Origin of the sequence: Kitasatospora sp. GAS204B (genome assembly GCF_029892155.1) — a bacterium.
Lineage (GTDB): Bacteria > Actinomycetota > Actinomycetes > Streptomycetales > Streptomycetaceae > Kitasatospora.
The window spans coordinates 299,388-317,024 of sequence record NZ_JARZAG010000001.1 but is presented as its reverse complement, the minus strand read 5'-3'; the positions used below and the strand labels follow the sequence as shown (position 1 = coordinate 317,024).

At 71.1% G+C, this 17,637-nt stretch carries 15 protein-coding genes; all 15 read right to left on the bottom strand.

The features are described from left to right. Positions 1–34: 34 nt before the first annotated feature. The 15 genes from P3T41_RS01510 to trpC all read right to left on the bottom strand — a co-directional run bounded on the left by P3T41_RS01510 (position 35) and on the right by trpC (position 17,512). Complete coding sequence (locus tag P3T41_RS01510) at positions 35–346, bottom strand: hypothetical protein (protein WP_280687073.1); 312 nt, start codon at positions 344–346, stop codon at positions 35–37. Positions 347–457: 111 nt separating this feature from the next. Beyond that, the gene (locus P3T41_RS01505) at positions 458–1,915 is read right to left on the bottom strand and encodes an aldehyde dehydrogenase family protein (protein WP_280687072.1); all 1,458 of its coding nucleotides are present in this window, start codon (positions 1,913–1,915) and stop codon (positions 458–460) included. A 45-nt stretch (positions 1,916–1,960) separates the two neighbouring features. Continuing rightward, positions 1,961–2,833, bottom strand: coding sequence for a helix-turn-helix transcriptional regulator (locus tag P3T41_RS01500; protein WP_280687071.1), 873 nt, complete (start codon positions 2,831–2,833; stop codon positions 1,961–1,963). Positions 2,834–2,987: 154 nt separating this feature from the next. Next, positions 2,988–3,410 carry a PIN domain-containing protein gene (locus tag P3T41_RS01495; protein ID WP_280687070.1) on the bottom strand — a complete coding sequence of 141 codons (423 nt, stop codon included), beginning with the start codon at positions 3,408–3,410 and terminating at the stop codon, positions 2,988–2,990. Then, positions 3,407–3,685 (bottom strand): CopG family transcriptional regulator, encoded by a 279-nt coding sequence (locus P3T41_RS01490; protein WP_280687069.1) that lies wholly within the window; start codon positions 3,683–3,685, stop codon positions 3,407–3,409. The genes P3T41_RS01495 and P3T41_RS01490 overlap by 4 nt, the downstream gene beginning before the upstream one ends. A 229-nt stretch (positions 3,686–3,914) precedes the next feature. Beyond that, positions 3,915–5,375: a glutamate synthase subunit beta gene (locus tag P3T41_RS01485; protein ID WP_280687068.1), complete on the bottom strand. Its 1,461-nt coding sequence runs from the start codon at positions 5,373–5,375 to the stop codon at positions 3,915–3,917. Then, entirely contained in the window at positions 5,368–9,972 is a 4,605-nt protein-coding gene (gene gltB / locus P3T41_RS01480; RefSeq protein ID WP_280687317.1) for a glutamate synthase large subunit, read from the bottom strand. Before gltB ends, P3T41_RS01485 begins: the two co-directional genes overlap by 8 nt. Before the next feature lie 418 nt (positions 9,973–10,390). Continuing rightward, positions 10,391–11,134, bottom strand: a complete 744-nt coding sequence (locus P3T41_RS01475; RefSeq protein WP_280687067.1) for a VIT1/CCC1 transporter family protein — start codon at positions 11,132–11,134, stop codon at positions 10,391–10,393. 231 nt (positions 11,135–11,365) lie between these two features. After that, entirely contained in the window at positions 11,366–12,292 is a 927-nt protein-coding gene (lgt, locus tag P3T41_RS01470; protein WP_280687066.1) for a prolipoprotein diacylglyceryl transferase, read from the bottom strand. Between the two features lie 120 nt (positions 12,293–12,412). Beyond that, positions 12,413–13,276: a thioredoxin domain-containing protein gene (locus P3T41_RS01465; protein WP_280687065.1), complete on the bottom strand. Its 864-nt coding sequence runs from the start codon at positions 13,274–13,276 to the stop codon at positions 12,413–12,415. Between the two features lie 105 nt (positions 13,277–13,381). Next, positions 13,382–13,900, bottom strand: coding sequence for a MauE/DoxX family redox-associated membrane protein (locus P3T41_RS01460; RefSeq protein WP_280687064.1), 519 nt, complete (start codon positions 13,898–13,900; stop codon positions 13,382–13,384). A gap of 114 nt (positions 13,901–14,014) precedes the next feature. Then, positions 14,015–14,218, bottom strand: coding sequence for a hypothetical protein (locus P3T41_RS01455; protein WP_280687063.1), 204 nt, complete (start codon positions 14,216–14,218; stop codon positions 14,015–14,017). A 236-nt stretch (positions 14,219–14,454) separates the two neighbouring features. Continuing rightward, positions 14,455–15,264 (bottom strand): tryptophan synthase subunit alpha, encoded by an 810-nt coding sequence (gene trpA / locus P3T41_RS01450; protein ID WP_280687062.1) that lies wholly within the window; start codon positions 15,262–15,264, stop codon positions 14,455–14,457. After that, positions 15,261–16,502, bottom strand: coding sequence for a tryptophan synthase subunit beta (trpB, locus tag P3T41_RS01445; RefSeq protein WP_280687061.1), 1,242 nt, complete (start codon positions 16,500–16,502; stop codon positions 15,261–15,263). The genes trpA and trpB overlap by 4 nt, the downstream gene beginning before the upstream one ends. A gap of 197 nt (positions 16,503–16,699) precedes the next feature. Further along, positions 16,700–17,512, bottom strand: coding sequence for an indole-3-glycerol phosphate synthase TrpC (trpC, locus tag P3T41_RS01440; RefSeq protein WP_280687060.1), 813 nt, complete (start codon positions 17,510–17,512; stop codon positions 16,700–16,702). Between the last annotated feature and the right edge of the window lie 125 nt (positions 17,513–17,637).

Genomic DNA, 17,637 nt, shown 5'->3' with positions numbered 1-17,637 from the left:
GGCCCTCACACCCTGCTACTCCGCTGCCTGCCGCTCAGTGCGCCGAGTGCCGCTCGGCGCCCCGGTGCCGGTGGCCCTTGAGTTCGGCGTGCGCGGGCAGCGCACCGGTCAGCGCCCGCTCCTCGGTCATCCGGCGCCCGCCATGGCTGAAGGGCGCCTCGCCGGCCAGCGCCGCGTAGGTGCCGTAGCCGACCGGGGCGCTGCCACCGGTGCCGGTGTGCAGCACCGGGCCGAAGGCGCGGGGCCTGCCACCACCGGAGGCGGCCATGCCGCGGCGCTCCAGGATCTCCTGGGTGCCGCGGCGGAGTTTGACGCTGGTCTTCTTGCCCGCCGGTCGCTTGGTCATCACTGGCCTCCCATCGACGCCTCTCTGCGATGGTATGTCCAGCCATGCCCTATTTCACCCGTTCGGGGCTCCGCTCGATCACAGCTCCGTCCGATCGCGAGCTGCGCCCGATCAGAACGGGAAGCGGCTGCGCCCGTGCTGGATGGAGATCCACTTGACCGTGGTGAAGGCCTCCACCGTGGACTCGCCGTTCAGCCGGCCCACCCCGGAGTTCTTCTCGCCGCCGAACGGCACGATCGGCTCGTCGGCGATGGTGCCGTCGTTGACGTGGATCATGCCGGTCTCGATCCGCTGCGCCACCCGCACACCACGCTCGATGTCGCCGGTGTGCACGGCGCCGCTGAGCCCGAAGGGGGTGTCGTTGGCGAGCGCCACCGCCTCGTCCTCGCCGTCGAAGGGGACCAGCAGGACGACGGGGCCGAACAGCTCGCGCCGCAGGATCGGGGCCTGCGGGTCCAGGTCGGTGAGCACCACGGGCGCCATCAGGGTCCCGACGGTGGTGCCGCGCAGCAGCGCGGTGGCGCCGTCGGCCAGCGCCTGGTCGACCTGGGCGACGAGCGCGTCGGCCTGGGTGGTGTTGATCAGCGGGCCGATCTGGGTGGCGGGGTCCTGGGGGTCGCCGACGGTGAGCGAGGCGACCTTGGCGACGAACTTCTCGGTGAACTCGGCGAGCACCGAGCGGTCCACCAGCACCCGGTTGGCGGCCATGCAGACCTGGCCCTGGTGCGCGAAGCGGCTGAAGGTGGCCGCGTCCACCGCGTAGTCGACGTCGGCGTCGTCCAGCACGATCAGCGCGCTGTTGCCGCCCAGTTCCAGCACCGAGCGCTTGAAGTGCGAGGCGGCCACGGTGGCCACGTGCCGGCCGACCCGGTCCGAGCCGGTGAACGAGATCGCCTTGGGCACCGGGTGCTCGAGCAGCGCGTCGCCGATCTCGGCGATGTCGGTGACCACCACGTTGAGCAGGCCGCCCGGCAGGCCGGCCTCTTCGAAGATCTTGGCGATCAGGGTGCCACCGACGATCGGAGCGTCCTGGTGCGGCTTGAGCACCACCGCGTTGCCGAGCGCGAGCGCGGGGGCGACCGGCTTCATGGAGAGGAAGAGCGGGAAGTTGAAGGGGCTGATCACCCCGACCACGCCGACCGGCAGCCGGTAGAGGCGGTTCTCCTTGCCGTCCACCGGCGAGGGCAGGATCCGACCCTCGGGGCGGATCGCCAGCTGCATCGCCTCGCGCAGCATGTCCTTGGTCAGCGACAGCTCGAAGGCGGCCTTGAGGTGGGTGCCGCCGAGTTCGGCGATGATGGTCTCGGTGATCTCCTGCTCGCGGTCCTCGATGATCCGCAGGGCGCGCTCGAAGACCTGGCGACGGGTGTAGGGGTTGGTCGCCGCCCAGGCGCGCTGCGCCCGCTCGGCCGCCCGGTAGGCCTGGTCGACCTCCGCGACGGTGGCCACCGTGATCACGGCCAGCTTCTCGCCGTTGTAGGGGTTGATGTCGACGATGTCCCAGGAACCACTGCCCCTGCGCCATTCACCGTCGATGTACTGCAGGGCGAGTTCCGAAAAGTGCGACACCTGGCTCCCCTTCACAAGCTGACAGGGGATCATCCTACTGATATGTCAGGCGTCTTGGAGTAGCGAACGGAGAAGCTCGCGACTGCGTTCGGGCGTCAGGCTGTCGGCTCGCAACCGGGCCAGGGAGTCGGCGTACTCGGCCACCTCGCGCGGGCGGTCCAGGTAGAGCGCGGTGGTGAACTGCTCCAGGTAGACGACTTCGGCCAGGTCGGGCTCGCGGAAGGCCAGCAGTGAGAAGGCGCCGGTCTCGGCGGACAGGCCGTCGAAGCCCAGCGGCATCACCTGCAGCTCGATCTGCGGCCGGTCGGCCAGCTCCAGCAACCGGGTCAACTGACCCTGCATCACCGCCGGACCGCCGCACGGGCGCCGCAGCGCCGCCTCGTCGATCACGGCGACCAGGCGCGGGCCGCCCTCGCGGACCAGCAGCCGCTGGCGGCGCATCCGCACCTCGACCCGGCGCTCGATCTCCTCCTGCGGGGCGCTCTGCGCGCCGAGCTGGATCACCGTGCGGGCGTACTCCTCGGTCTGCAGCAGCCCGGGCACGAACTGCACCTCGTAGGAGGAGATGGTGCCGGCCGCCTCCTCGAAGCCCAGGTAGGTCTGGAACCAGCCGGGCACCACGTCGGCGTAAGCGTGCCACCAGGGCGTCGCGTTGGCGGCGCGCACCATCGAGAGCAGCTCGGCGCGCTGGCCGGGGTCGGTGATGCCGTAGAGCGAGAGCAGGTCGGCGACGTCGCGCTCCTTGAAGCTGACCCGGCCCAGCTCCATCCGGCCGATCTTCGACTCGGAAGCGCGGATCTCGTACCCGGCGACCTCCCGGGTGACGCCCTGCGCCTCACGCAGTCGGCGCAACTGGGACCCCAGCAGCAGCCGTCGGACCGTCACCCCGCTCCCGGTCTGACCGGTGCCGCTGCTCATCGCGCCTGCTCCTCACCTTGGCTCCGGGCCGCAGTCTGCCATGTCCAACTGACACAAGCACGGGATGGAAGCTGTGAGTTCACCCAGGAGCGCACCTCGCGCACCCGACGAACCGTCATCTTCCGCAACGGAGTTGACGCGGTGATCGCGTTACTCAGACCTTCTTGACGACGATGTGATCCGGCACGAGCCGCTCCAGGTCATCGATGTCGGACGTGAGGACCGTCACCTGGCCCTGCTGGCCCAGCGCGACGACGGCGAGCATGGCATCGATCGCGTACTTGTGACCATGCAGGCCGGCTTCAGCGAGGAGCCGACGAGCCTGCCTGGCCTGGTCCCGCCCCAGTTCGGCCACCTTGACCCGGGACAACACCCAGTCCCAGCGCTGCTCGTGAGTCCTGGCGTCGTACGCCTCCACCAACGTCATGGGTGAGGTCACGACCTCGGCCTCGCCCCGGGCGGCCAGGTCGAGCCGAGCGATCATCATCCGGTCGCCACGGACCGCGAGCGACAGCGCCTCGCAATCCAGTACGAACACGCGAAGCTGCTTGGCAGCCCCCTCACCGCGCTTCTTCACGCGGCGTCTCCGGCGCGCCCGCCCCGAGCGGCCCGGCGGCGCTCGTGCTCCGCGTCCAGGTCGTCCAGCTCCCGATGGGCAGCCGCGCGCTCGTCGGGCGTGACCACCCCGTGCTCGTCCTCAAGCCATCCGACGAGTTCCTGGAGCCGATCTCGGTCGCGCTTGTACTGAAGGGCCTCGGCGACATACGCCGAAATGCCACGCTCGGCCGCATCCGAGCGGATCTCCTCCAGGAGTTCCTCCGGGATGGTGACTGTGATCTTCTTCGAGGCCATACAGTCAACCATACTTGCCATATTCCATGCCCGCAATGTCCGTGCCGAGGCTCGGAGAACACCGACGGCGCCTGCCCCCGCTTGGTCGGGGAGGGGCAGGCGCCGTCGTTCGTGCTCCGTTGCGGACCGGCGGCTCTGACGGTGCAACGGGTTTGGTGCGGCCCGCTGGGAAGCGGGCGGTGTGCGGGAGGGTTTTCCCGGTGTGGCTTTCGGTGGGGCTGGCGGTGTGTCAGACCACCAGCGGGCGGTCGGTGGGGCGGATCGGGGCGGGCAGCGCGGTCTTGCCGCCCAGGTAGGCGTCGACCGCGGCGGCCGCCGAGCGGCCCTCGGCGATCGCCCAGACGATCAGCGACTGGCCGCGGCCCGCGTCGCCGCAGACGTAGACGCCGTCGACGTTGGTGGCGAACTTCGAGTCCCGGGCCACGTTGCCGCGGGCGTCGAGCTCGGCGCCCAGCTGCTCGACGAGACCGTTGCGAACGTCGGTCCCGGTGAAGCCCATCGCCAGGGTGACCAGCTGCGCGGGGATCGAGCGCTCGGTGCCGGGCACCGGCGTGAACCGGCCGTCCTTGAACTCGACCTCGACCAGGTGGAGTTCCTGGACGTTGCCGTCCTCATCGCCGGAGAAGTGGGTGGTGTTCACGGAGTAGACCCGGTCACCGCCCTCCTCGTGCGCGGAGGTGACCTTGTAGGTCATCGGCATGGTCGGCCACGGCTGGTGGCCGGGGCGCTCCTCGCCGGGGCGCGGCATGATCTCCAGCTGGGTGACCGAGGCCGCCCCCTGGCGCAGCGCGGTGCCCAGGCAGTCGGCGCCGGTGTCGCCGCCGCCGATCACGATGACGTGCTTGCCCTTGGCGCTGATCGGGGCCTCGACGAAGTCGCCCTCCTGGACCTTGTTGGCCAGCGGCAGGTACTCCATCGCCTGGTGGACGCCCTTGAGCTCGCGCCCGGGCACCGGCAGGTCGCGGGCGGTGGTGGCACCGGCGGCGACCACCACCGCGTCGAAGCGCTCGCGCAGCTGCTGGCCGGTCAGGTCGGAGCCGATCTCCACGCCGGTGCGGAACCGGGTGCCCTCCGCGCGCATCTGCTCGATGCGGCGGTTGATGTGGCGCTTCTCCATCTTGAACTCGGGGATGCCGTACCGCAGCAGGCCGCCGATCCGGTCGGCGCGCTCGTAGACCACGACGGTGTGGCCGGCCCGGGTGAGCTGCTGGGCGGCGGCGAGTCCCGCCGGCCCGGAGCCGACGACGGCGACCGTCTTGCCGGAGAGCCGCTCGGGCACCTGCGGGCGGACCCCGCCGTTGTCCCAGGCCTTGTCGATGATGGTGACCTCGACGTTCTTGATGGTCACCGCGTCCTGGTTGATCCCGAGCACGCAGGCCGACTCGCACGGCGCGGGGCACAACCGCCCGGTGAACTCCGGGAAGTTGTTGGTCGCGTGCAGCCGCTCGATCGCGCCGGCCCAGTCGTCCCGGAAGGCGAGGTCGTTCCACTCGGGGATCAGGTTCCCCAGCGGGCAGCCGTTGTGGCAGAACGGGATGCCGCAGTCCATGCAACGCCCGGCCTGCTTGCTGATGATCGGCAGCAGGCTGCGCTCGACGTAGACCTCGTTCCAGTCCCGCAGCCGCACGTCCACGGGACGGCGCTCGGCGAGCTGCTTTCCGGTGGTCAGGAAGCCCTTGGGGTCAGCCATGTGCCGCCTCCATCATCTTGCGAGTGGTCTCGGACTCGGAGAGTCCATCGCGCTCAGCGGCGTCCTTGGCGGCGAGCACAGCCTTGTAGTCGGTCGGCATGATCTTGGAGAAGCGGGAGACCCCGCTGCCCCAGTCGGCCAGCAGCTCGGCGGCAACCGTCGAGCCGGTCTCCTCGTAGTGCTGCTGCACGGTCTCGCGCAGCCATTCGCGGTCCTTGGCGTCGGGGGCCTCGATGCCCACCAGACCGCCGTTGACGTTGGCCGGACGCAGGTCCAGCACGTACGCCATGCCGCCGGACATGCCCGCGGCCAGGTTGCGGCCGGTCTCGCCGAGGATGACGACCCGTCCGCCGGTCATGTACTCCAGGCCGTGGTCGCCCACGCCCTCGACCACCAGGGTGGCACCCGAGTTGCGCACCGCGAACCGCTCACCGGCCTTGCCGCGCAGGTGGATCCGGCCGCTGGTGGCGCCGTAGCCGATGGTGTTGCCGGCGATCACGTGCGCCTGCGCGTCGGCGCCGATGGCGGCCGCGTCGCGGGCCGGGCGGACCACCAGCACGCCGCCGGACAGGCCCTTGCCGACGTAGTCGTTGGCGTCGCCCTCCAGCCGCAGCGTGATGCCGCGCGGCACGAAGGCGCCGAAGGACTGGCCGGCCGAGCCGGTGAAGGTGACGTCGATGGTGCCCTCGGGCAGGCCCTCGCCGCGGTACCGCTTGGTCACCTGGTGGCCGAGCATGGTGCCGACCGTGCGGTTGACGTTGCGGATCGGCAGCTGGATCCGGACCGCCTCGCCGCGCTCCAGGGCGTCCTCGGCCAGCTCGATCAGCTGGTTGTCGAGCGCCTTGTCGAGCGCGTGGTCCTGCGTGGTGGTGCGGTGCAGCGCGGCGCCTTCGGGCAGTGCGGGGACGTGGAAGAGCGGGGTCAGGTCGAGCCCGGCGGCCTTCCAGTGGTTGATCGCGGCGCCGGCGTCGATGTGCTCGGCGTGGCCGACGGCCTCCTCGATCGAGCGGAAGCCCAGCTCGGCCAGCGTCTCGCGGACCTCCTCGGCGATGAACTCGAAGAAGTTGACCACGAATTCGGGCTTGCCGGAGAACCGCTCGCGCAGCACCGGGTTCTGGGTGGCGACGCCGACCGGGCAGGTGTCCAGGTGGCAGACCCGCATCATGACGCAGCCGGAGACCACCAGCGGCGCGGTCGCGAAGCCGAACTCCTCGGCGCCGAGGAGGGCGGCGATCACCACGTCGCGGCCGGTCTTGAGCTGGCCGTCGGTCTGCACCACGATCCGGTCGCGCAGCCCGTTGAGCAGCAGGGTCTGCTGGGTCTCGGCCAGGCCGAGCTCCCAGGGACCGCCCGCGTGCTTCAGCGAGGTCAGCGGCGAAGCACCCGTGCCGCCGTCGTGGCCGGAGACCAGCACCACGTCCGCGTGCGCCTTGGAGACGCCCGCCGCGACCGTGCCGACGCCGACCTCGGAGACCAGCTTCACGTGGATGCGGGCGTCCGGGTTGGCGTTCTTGAGGTCGTGGATCAGCTGGGCCAGGTCCTCGATGGAGTAGATGTCGTGGTGCGGCGGCGGCGAGATCAGGCCGACGCCCGGGGTCGAGTGCCGGGTCTTGGCGACCCACGGGTAGACCTTGTGGCCGGGCAGCTGGCCGCCCTCGCCGGGCTTGGCGCCCTGGGCCATCTTGATCTGGATGTCGTCGGCGTTGACCAGGTACTCGCTGGTGACGCCGAACCGGCCGGAGGCGACCTGCTTGATCGCCGAGCGGCGGGCCGGGTCGTGCAGGCGCTCCGGGTCCTCGCCGCCCTCACCGGTGTTGGACTTGCCGCCCAGCTGGTTCATCGCGATGGCCAGCGTCTCGTGCGCCTCCATCGAGATGGAGCCGTAGGACATGGCGCCGGTGGAGAAGCGCTTGACGATCTCGGAGACCGGCTCGACCTCGTCGATGGAGATCGGCGCCCGGCCCTTGCCGTCCAGCTTGAAGAGACCGCGCAGCGTCATCAGCCGCTCGGACTGCTCGTTCACCCGCTCGGTGTACTGCTTGAAGATGTCGTAGCGCCGGGTGCGGGTGGCGTGCTGCAGCCGGAAGACGGTGTCCGGGTCGAACAGGTGCGGCTCGCCCTCGCGGCGCCACTGGTACTCGCCGCCGATGTCCAGCGCGCGGTGCGCGGCGGAGATGCCGGAGGCGGGGTAGGCCTTGGCGTGCCGGGCGGCGGTCTCCTTGGCGATCTCGTCCAGGCCGATGCCGCCGAGCTTGCTGGTGGTGCCGGTGAAGTAGGCGTCCACCGTCTCCTGGGCGAGGCCGATGGCCTCGAAGACCTGCGCGCCGCGGTAGGAGGCGACGGTGGAGATGCCCATCTTGGACATCACCTTGAGCACGCCCTTGCCGAGCGCCTTGATCAGGTTCTTGATCGCCTTCTCGGGCTCGATCCCGGTCAGGAAGGTGCCCTGGGCGACCAGGTCCTCGACCGACTCCATCGCCAGGTACGGGTTGACCGCGCCGGCGCCGTAGCCGACCAGCAGCGCCACGTGGTGCACCTCGCGGACGTCGCCGGCCTCGACCAGCAGCGAGATCGCGGTGCGCTGCTTGGTGCGGATCAGGTGGTGGTGCACCGAGGAGGTGAGCAGCAGCGAGGGGATCGGCGCGTGCTCGGCGTCGGAGTGCCGGTCGGAGAGCACGATGATCCGCGCGCCGTCGGCGATCGCCGCGTCGGCCTCGGCCGCGATGGCCGCCAGCCGGGCCGCCAGCGCCTGGCCGCCGCCGGAGACCTTGTAGAGGCCGGAGAGCGTGACGGCCTTCAGGCCCGGCTGGTCGCCGTCGGCGTTGATGTGGATGAGCTTGGCCAGCTCGTCGTTGTCGATCACCGGGAAGGTGATGCCGACCGCGCGGCAGTGCGCGGCGTCGGTGGCCAGCAGGTTGCCCTCGGGGCCGAGGTTGCTCAGCAGCGAGGTGACCAGCTCTTCGCGGATCGCGTCCAGCGGCGGGTTGGTGACCTGGGCGAAGAGCTGCACGAAGTAGTCGAAGAGCAGCCGGGGCTTCTCGGAGAGGGCGGCGATCGGCGAGTCGGTGCCCATCGAGCCGAGCGCCTCACCGCCGGTCTTCGCCATCGGCGCCAGGATGACCCGCAGCTCCTCCTCCGTGTAGCCGAAGGTCTGCTGACGGCGCGTCACCGAGGCGTGGGTGTGCGCGATGTGCTCGCGCTCGGGCAGCTTGGCCAGTTCGATCTGGCCGGCCGCGACCCACTCGCCGTACGGGTGCGCGCCGGCGAGCTGGGCCTTGAGCTCCTCGTCCTCGACGATCCGGTGCTCGGCGGTGTCGATCAGGAACACCTTGCCGGGCTGCAGCCGGCCCTTCTTGACCACCTTCTCCTGGTCCAGGTCGAGCACGCCGACCTCGGAGGAGAGCACCACCAGGCCGTCCTCGGTGATCCAGTACCGGGCCGGGCGCAGGCCGTTGCGGTCCAGCACCGCGCCGATCTGGGTGCCGTCGGTGAAGGTGACGCAGGCCGGTCCGTCCCAGGGCTCCATCAGGTTGGAGTGGAACTGGTAGAAGGCGCGCCGGGCCGGGTCCATGGTGGCGTGGTTCTCCCAGGCCTCCGGGATCATCATCAGCACCGAGTGCGGCAGCGAGCGCCCGCCGAGGTGGAGCAGCTCCAGGACCTCGTCGAAGGAGGCCGAGTCGGAGTGGTCCGGGGTGCAGATCGGGAAGATCCGGCTGAGACCCTGCCCGTTCTTGTTGGCGGGGATCAGGTCGGTGGCCAGCTGCGACTCGCGCGCGGTCATCCAGTTCCGGTTGCCCTTGACGGTGTTGATCTCACCGTTGTGCGCGACGAACCGGTAGGGGTGGGCGAGCGGCCAGCTCGGGAAGGTGTTGGTGGAGAACCGGGAGTGGATCAGGCCGATCGCGGAGGCGTAGAGCCGGTCCGACAGGTCGGGGAAGAACGGCTCCAGCTGCCCGGTGGTGAGCATGCCCTTGTAGACGATGGTGCGGGCGGAGAGCGAGGGGAAGTAGACCCCGGCCTCGCGCTCGGCGCGCTTGCGCACCACGAAGGCCACCCGGTCCAGCTCGATGCCGGTCCGCTCGCCGCTCGCCGCCGCCAGGAAGAGCTGACGGAAGCGCGGCATCACCGAGCGGGCGGTGGCGCCCAGCAGGTCGGGAGCGGTGGGCACCTCGCGCCAGCCGAGGACGGTCAGGTCCTCCTCAGCGGCGATCGCCTCGATGGCGGCGACCGCGGCGGCGTCGGCCGCGTCCTCGTCGGGGAGGAAGGCGATGCCGACGGCGTAGTGGCCGGCGGCCGGCAGCTCGAAGGCGACCTGGGCCCGCAGGAAGGCGTCCGGGATCTGGGTCAGGATGCCGGCGCCGTCGCCGGAGTCCGGCTCGGCGCCGGTGGCACCGCGGTGCTCCAGGTTGCGCAGCACGCACAGCGCCTGCTCGACGATGGTGTGGTCGGCGATGCCGGTCAGCGTGGCGACGAAGCCGACGCCGCAGGCGTCGTGCTCGTTTCGTGGGTCGTACAGGCCCTGAGCAGCAGGTCGCGCATCCGGAACGAGCGCATACGGGGAGCGGCTGCTGCCCTGGGGCTCGTTGTCGGAGTGCATGGATGCAGACAGCATCGGCTCTCCCGTCGTCGTCTTGGCAAGAGGTGCAGTTGCAACAGGGACGACGTTGGCCCTCTGCGATTTCGTGCAGGTTACATGATGCCGCATATCCCGGGTAGTGGACTTTCTCGTCCACATGGCGGACAACACCCCCCTGGTCAGGGGCGGTTACCGGCCGGTATCGGCGAGCTGGAGAGGCAGACGCTCATCCGCAAGCTGCCACCAGTGTGCCCCGCTGTTCGCGGCCCGAAACAGGAGCGAAACGACACGGCTGCGCGGGCCCCGGCCGGCCACCTGCGATTCCGGCCCCGAAATACGCCACGAGGCGCTGGACCGATGGTCGGCAGCGCCTCGCAGTCAATATTCTGCATGAATATGCAGGAGCATGCGTGATCTTCCACACACGACTGACACTCCGTCAGCCCACATGGCCACCGATCAGCCAGCCGAGCAGGTAGGTCACCCCGGCCGCGCAGGCGCCCAGCACCAGCTGACGCAGTCCGCTGTACCACCAGCTGCGGGCGGTCACCCGGGCCACCACGGCGCCGCAGCCGAACAGGCCGAGCACCGCCAGCAGCAGCGCGGGCACCAGCGAGGTGGCGCCCAGCAGGTAGGGCAGCAGCGGCAGCAGCGCGCCGAGCGCGAAGCAGCCGAACGAGGAGAGCGCGGCGACCAGCGGGCTGGGCAGGTCGTGCGGGTCCACCCCCAGCTCCTCGCGGGCGTGCACCTCCAGGGCCTGCTCGGGGTCGCGGGTCAGCTGGCGGGCCACCTCGTGGGCCAGCTCCGGATCGACACCGCGCGACACGTAGAGCTGGGCCAGCTCGACCAGCTCGCCCTCGGGGTTGCGGCGCAGCTCCAGCCGCTCGGCCTCGATCTCGGCCTGGACCAGCTCGCGCTGCGAGGCCACCGAGGTGTACTCCCCCGCCGCCATCGAGCAGGCGCCCGCCGCCAGGCCGGCAAGGCCGGTGAGGATCACCGTGCTGTTGCTCGCCGCACCGCCGACCACGCCGGTCATCAGGGCGAAGTTGGAGACCAGCCCGTCCATCGCGCCGAAGATCGCCGGACGCAGCCAGCCGCCGTTGACATCGCGGTGGTGGCCCTCGGCCGGGACCCGCGGCTGGGCCGGCTCGCCGAGGACGGGTTCGGTGATGGTGATGGACATGGTGCTGGCCCTCCTGTTGCCGACTTCCCCCACTGCGGGCGCCTGCGGGCACGGCGAACGGCCGTGAGCGTGGCTGGCCCCCAGGGCTTCTCACCCTTCGAAACTAGTCGGACGGTCTGACCATTTCCAGCAAGCAAGCCCTGGCTTACCTCGCTGACCTGCGCTTTTACCGGCTGGGCAGACGAACGGGCCCCGGAGTGCGTGCACTCCGGGGCCCGTTCTGACGGTCCGTCAGCTACTGTGGTGCGACTCCTCGGTGGGCGCCGCGGGCTGGTCAGCGTCCTCGGAGGACGCCGCGGACGGCTCCTCGTCGACCGCCGGGGACACCGCGGCGGCGGGGTCGATCGAGTCCGGCGCCTCCCGGCCCGGCCGCTTCCTGCCGACCACCACCAGGTAGGTCACCGCACCCACGAAGACGACGATCGAGGTCCAGTCGTTGAGCCGCAGGCCCAGCACGTGGTGCGCCTCGTCGATCCGCAGGTACTCGATCCAGGCCCGACCCACCGTGTAGGCGGCGACGTAGAGCGCGAAGGCCCGGCCGTGGCCGAGGCGGTACCTGCGGTCGGCCCAGATCACCAGGAACGCCACGCCGACGCACCAGATCGACTCGTAGAGGAAGGTCGGCTGGAAGATCCCGTCGGTGACCGTGCCGTCCGGGTTGACCTTGTGGATGTGCAGGCCCCAGGGCAGCGAGGTCGGCCTGCCGTACAGCTCCTGGTTGAACCAGTTGCCCCACCGGCCGCAGGCCTGGGCGAGCGCGATGCCCGGTGCGATGGCGTCGGCGTACGCGGGCAGCGGCACGCCCCGGCGGCGGCAGCCGATCCAGGCGCCGACCGCGCCGAGCGCGATCGCGCCCCAGATGCCGAGGCCGCCCTCCCAGATCTTGAAGGCGTTCCACGGGTTCTGCCCCGCACCGAAGTACAGCTGGTGATCGGTGATCACGTGGTAGAGCCGGCCGCCGACCAGGCCGAACGGCACCGCCCAGACGGCGATGTCGCCCACCGTGTGCCTGGCGCCGCCGCGGGCGACCCAGCGCCTGCTGCCGAGCCAGACCGCGACGGCGACACCGATGATGATGCAGAAGGCGTACGCGCGCAGCGGGACCGGTCCGAGGTACAGGACGCCCCGGGACGGGCTGGGGATGTAGGCGAGTTCCATAGCGCTTCCGACGCTACCGCGCGCCGGCCTCGGGTCGGTACCAGCAGCGGTTCCGGTTTCGAAACAGCCCCCTCCCGGCGGCACTCGGCGAGCACCGCCGGGAGGGCGATGGGCCACCGCTCAGCTGGTCGGCGCCTGGTTCGGGTCGGTCTCGGCGGCCGTGCTGCTCGGCGCCGGGCTGGCCGAGGCGCTGCCGGTGGTGCCCAGCGGCTTGCCCTGGTTGGCCTCGTTGACCCACTTCACCAGGTTGTCCGGAGTGATGTCCTCGGAGCCGTTCTTGGGGTAGATCGACTTGCCGTTGAGCAGCACGGTCGGCGTCGAGGTGTAGCCGGACTTGTCGAAGTCCTGCTCGACCGCCGAGACCCAGCTGCCGTACTTGTTGGTGTTGACGCAGGCCTCGAAGGTCGGCGAGTCCAGACCCGGGACCTGCTTGGCCAGGTCGATCAGCTTGGACTTGTCCTTCCAGGAGTCCACCGTCTCATCCGGCTGGTTCTTGTAGAGCACGTCGTGGTAGGCGCGGAAGTAGCCCGCGTCCTGGGCGCAGGCGAGCGCGTTGGCGCCGTTCTTGGAGCCCTTGCCGCCGTCGTGCCGGTCGATGAACGAGACGATGTGGTAGTTGTTGTACAGCTTGCCCTGGTCCTGCAACTGGTCGATGGTGGGCGCGAATTCACGCTCGAAGGCGCCGCAGGCGGGGCACCGCGGGTCCTCGTAGACGACGAGCGTCGAGGGGGCGTTGGCCGGGCCGTCGGGGATCACCAGGTTCTTGGGGCCGATCGCACCCGCTGGCGCCGCCTTCGGGGTGTCCGAGCTGGACCGGCCGCTCTGCACCGCGAAGCCGATGCCGGCGGCCCCCGCCAGGACCACCAGCACGGCGCCGACCACCAGCAGCTTCTTCTTGCGGGCGTCCTTGGCCTCCCGGGCGACCCGCTCCTCCTTCATCCGCTCGCGGGCCGTGCGCTTGCCGTCTCGGTTCTTCTCGCTCATGTCTCTGCTTCCAGGCTTCCAGGAGAAATCGGTGCCGCTATCAGGAGAGGGCCGGGGTCAGGGGGCCGCTGTCAGGGGAGGGCCGGGGTCACCGGAGGTGGGGGCTCACAACGAGAGCCAGGCGTCCACCGACGCCTTGGTGCGCGGCCGGAACACCAGCCAGAGCGCCATCAGCAGGAAGCCGATGTCGCGCAGGATCTCCTGCAGGTACTGGGTCTGCGAGGCGGCCACCGCCCCGCCGCCGCCGAAGCAGCCGCAGTCGACCGAGATGCCGCGGGCCCAGGTCGAGGCGATGCCCGCGATGAAGACGAGCAGCAGGACCACCGAGATCACCGCGGCCACCCGCACCGCGAGGCCGATCAGCAGCAGCACCGCGAGCGCCAACTCCAGGAACGGCAGGCCGTATCCGACCGGCTTGACCAGCGACTCGGGCAGGATCCGGTAGGCCCGCACGGCCTGGGCCGCGACCGCCGGATCGGAGATCTTGGCGAGCCCCGCCCAGCCCCAGACCACCGCGAGGCCCAGCCGCACCGCAGTACTGAGCCACTCGAAGGCCGAGCCCGTGGCCCGGCGTCGCAGCACCGACTCGCTCTCGGCCACCCGCGCCACCCCCTTCTCAGACATCCGCCGCCCGGCGCACCGCGCCTGCGGGAGCTACCTGATGAACCGTAGGGGATTGACGCTGTTTACTCCAATTGCTGCACAAATGACCGAGTCACCCGAAAGAGGGATGATGAGCTATCTGTCCCTTTTGACGATCTGTCCGGGACCGACCCGCCCGGGATCGTGCGAGGCCTGATCCGCGTGGTGCTGACGGGCCGCCAACTCGGCGCCGCGCTTGGCCAGCGCATGGCCCACCACATGCTCCCCGCCGAAGGCGCCGGCCAGCACCAACGCGGCGGCGGCTGCCCTGAGCAGGACACCACGATGCAGACCGGTCACGGCGGCGCTCCCTCCGGTGGATCACGGGTAGGTCATCGCGGTTGCTGCGGAGTGCACGAACGGCAACGGGCAGAACCGTTCCCAAAGTCGCATCCGGTGCAACGCCTCGGGCAAACCGATGACACGTCAGGCCGTGCGGATTCACCCGTACGGGCTGGACGCGGACAGGAGGGCAGAACGGCCCGCCACCTCCGAGGAGATGACGGGCCGTCAGCAGGGCCGGGCGATGCGGTGACTCAGCGCCGGCGCACGCCCTCGGCGAGGTCGGCGGCCAGCTCGCGGACCGCCGCGAGCGCAAGCCGCTCGTCGCCGTCCGCGTCCAGGATCCGCTGGACGAAGGCCGATCCGACGATCACGCCGTCGGCGAAGCCGGCCACCTGCGCCGCCTGCGCGGCGGTGGAGACGCCCAGGCCCACGCAGACCGGCAGGTCGGTGGCGGCCCGGGTGCGGGCGACCAGGTCCTCGGCCAGCTCGCCGACCTGGGCCCGGCTGCCGGTCACGCCCATCACCGCGGCCGCGTAGACGAAGCCGCTACCGGCCGCCGTGACCTCGGCCAGCCGCTTGTCCCGGCTGCTCGGGGCGACCACGAAGACGGTGTCCAGACCGTGCTCGGCCGCCGCCGCGCGCCAGGCCTCGGACTCCTCCACCGGCAGGTCGGGCAGGATGACGCCCGCTCCCCCGGCCGCGGCCAGGTCGGCGGCGAACCGGGCGGTGCCGTAGCGGTCCACCGGGTTCCAGTACGTCATCACCAGCACGGCGGCCTCGGGGTGCGCCCCGGACACCTCCTGCACGGTGCGCAGCACGTCCTTGATCCGCACCCCGCCGCGCAGCGCGATGTCGTCGGCGGTCTGGATGGTCGGGCCGTCCAGCACCGGGTCGGAGTGCGGCAGGCCGACCTCGACGATGTCGCAGCCGCCCTCCAGCAGGGCGTTGACCGCCCGGATCCCGCCGTCCACGGTCGGGAAACCGGCCGGCAGGTAGCCGATCAGGGCGGCGCGGTTCTCGGCCGCGGCGGCGGCGAGCACGCCACTGAGCTTGGAGGTCATCGGGTCTCCCCCTGGGCAGCGGCGGCGGTGTCGTAGAGGCCGAAGTACTGGGCGGCGGTGTGCATGTCCTTGTCGCCGCGGCCCGAGAGGTTGACCAGGAGGGTCGCGTCCGGGCCGAGTTCGCGGCCGAGCACCAGCGCGCCGGCCAGCGCGTGGGCGCTCTCGATGGCCGGGATGATGCCTTCGGTGCGCGACAGCAGGCGCAGCGCCAGCATCGCCTCGTCGTCGGTGACCGGGCGGTACTCGGCCCGCCCGGTGTCCTTCAGCCAGGCGTGCTCGGGGCCGATGCCCGGGTAGTCCAGGCCCGCCGAGATCGAGTGGCTCTCGATGGTCTGGCCGTCCTCGTCCTGCAGCACGTAGCTGCGCGCGCCGTGCAGCACGCCCGGCTCGCCCTTGGTCAGGGTGGCCGCGTGGCGCGCGGTGTCGACGCCCTCGCCGGCCGCCTCGCAGCCGATCAGGCGCACCCCGGCGTCCGGGATGAACTCGTGGAAGATGCCGATCGCGTTGGAGCCGCCGCCCACGCAGGCGACCACGGCGTCCGGCAGCTTGCCGGTGCGCTCGATCACCTGGGCCCTGGCCTCGACGCCGATCACCCGGTGGAAGTCGCGGACCATGGCCGGGAACGGGTGCGGCCCGGCCACCGTGCCGAACAGGTAGTGGGTGTTGTCGACGTTGGCCACCCAGTCGCGGAAGGCCTCGTTGATGGCGTCCTTGAGGGTGCGGCTGCCGGACTTGACGGCCACCACCTCGGCGCCGAGCATCCGCATCCGGGCCACGTTGAGCGCCTGGCGCTCGGTGTCGACCTCGCCCATGTAGATGGTGCAGTCGAAGCCGAAGAGCGCGCAGGCGGTGGCGGTGGCCACGCCGTGCTGGCCGGCGCCGGTCTCCGCGATGATCCGGGTCTTGCCCATCCGGCGGGTGAGCAGGGCCTGGCCGAGCACGTTGTTGATCTTGTGCGAGCCCGTGTGGTTGAGGTCCTCGCGCTTGAGCAGCACCCGCGCGCCGCCCGCCTCGGCGGAGAACCGGTGCACGTCGGTGAGCGGGCTGGGGCGGCCGGTGTAGTCCTTGAGCAGCAGGTCGAGCTCGGCGGTGAAGGCCGGGTCGTGCTTGGCCTTCTCGTACTCGTCGGCGACCTGCTCGACGGCGGCGACCAGCGCCTCGGGGATGAAACGGCCGCCGTAGGCGCCGAAGTAGCCCCGGGCGTCAGGGACCTGAGGGCCTGTCAGATTTTCGGACACGAAGAATCCTGGTGTGATGGTGAACGGACGGGAACGGGCTTCAGCCGTGCATCGTCCGTCGCCATCGACGTCCCGGGACCTGCCCGGGCTCGCAGCCGATCACGTACCGCACCCGGCGCCCGAGCACCCGGCGCGCGGGGGCGCGGCAACCGCGCGGGCGGCAACCGGGGGCGAGGCGGGGGGCGAGGGCCATTGCGTCAGCCCTGCTGCTTGTTGCGCAGGGCCGGGTGCGCGCCGGCCGCGACCAGGTCGGCGACGGCCGCCTTCGGGTCCTTGCCGGTCACCAGCGACTCGCCGACCAGGACCGCGTCGGCGCCCAGGTTGGCGTAGGCGATCAGGTCGTGCGGCCCGCGCACGCCCGACTCGGCGACCTTGACGATGCCGTCCGGGATCGCGTGCACCACGTTGCCGAAGGTGTCGCGGTCGACCTCGAGGGTCTTCAGGTTGCGGGCGTTGACCCCGATGATCCGCGCACCGGCGTCCACCGCGCGCCGGATCTCCTCCTCGTCGTGCACCTCGACCAGCGGGGTCAGCCCGATCGACTCGGCCCGCTCGATCAGCGAGACGAGCGCCGGCTGCTCCAGCGCGGCCACGATCAGCAGCGCGAGGTCGGCCCCGTGCGCGCGGGCCTCCCAGAGCTGGTAGGCGGTGACGATGAAGTCCTTGCGCAGCAGCGGGGTGTCCACGGCCGCCCGGACCGCGTCCAGGTCGGCGAGCGAGCCGCCGAACCGGCGCTGCTCGGTGAGCACGCTGATCGCGGCGGCGCCGCCGGCCGAGTAGTCCACGGCCAGCGCGGCCGGGTCGGCGATCGCAGCCAGCGCGCCCTTGGACGGGCTGGAGCGCTTGACCTCGCAGATCACCCGGACGCCCTCGCCGCGCAGCGCGGCCACGCCGTCCTTGGCGTCCGGCGCCTTGGCGGCCAGTTCCTTCAGCTCGTCCAGGGAGACCCGGGCCTGCCGCTCCGCGAGGTCCTCGCGGACCCCGTCGATGATCTCGTCGAGCACGCTCATGCGCGGGTGGCCCCCATCGAATCTGATAGCCGGATGGTGCCGTCGGCGGCGCGAATCCGATCGGACGCGCCCCCTTCGACGCTGTCGATGGTATCGGCACCGGGGCGCGCGGGGCGCATTCGCCC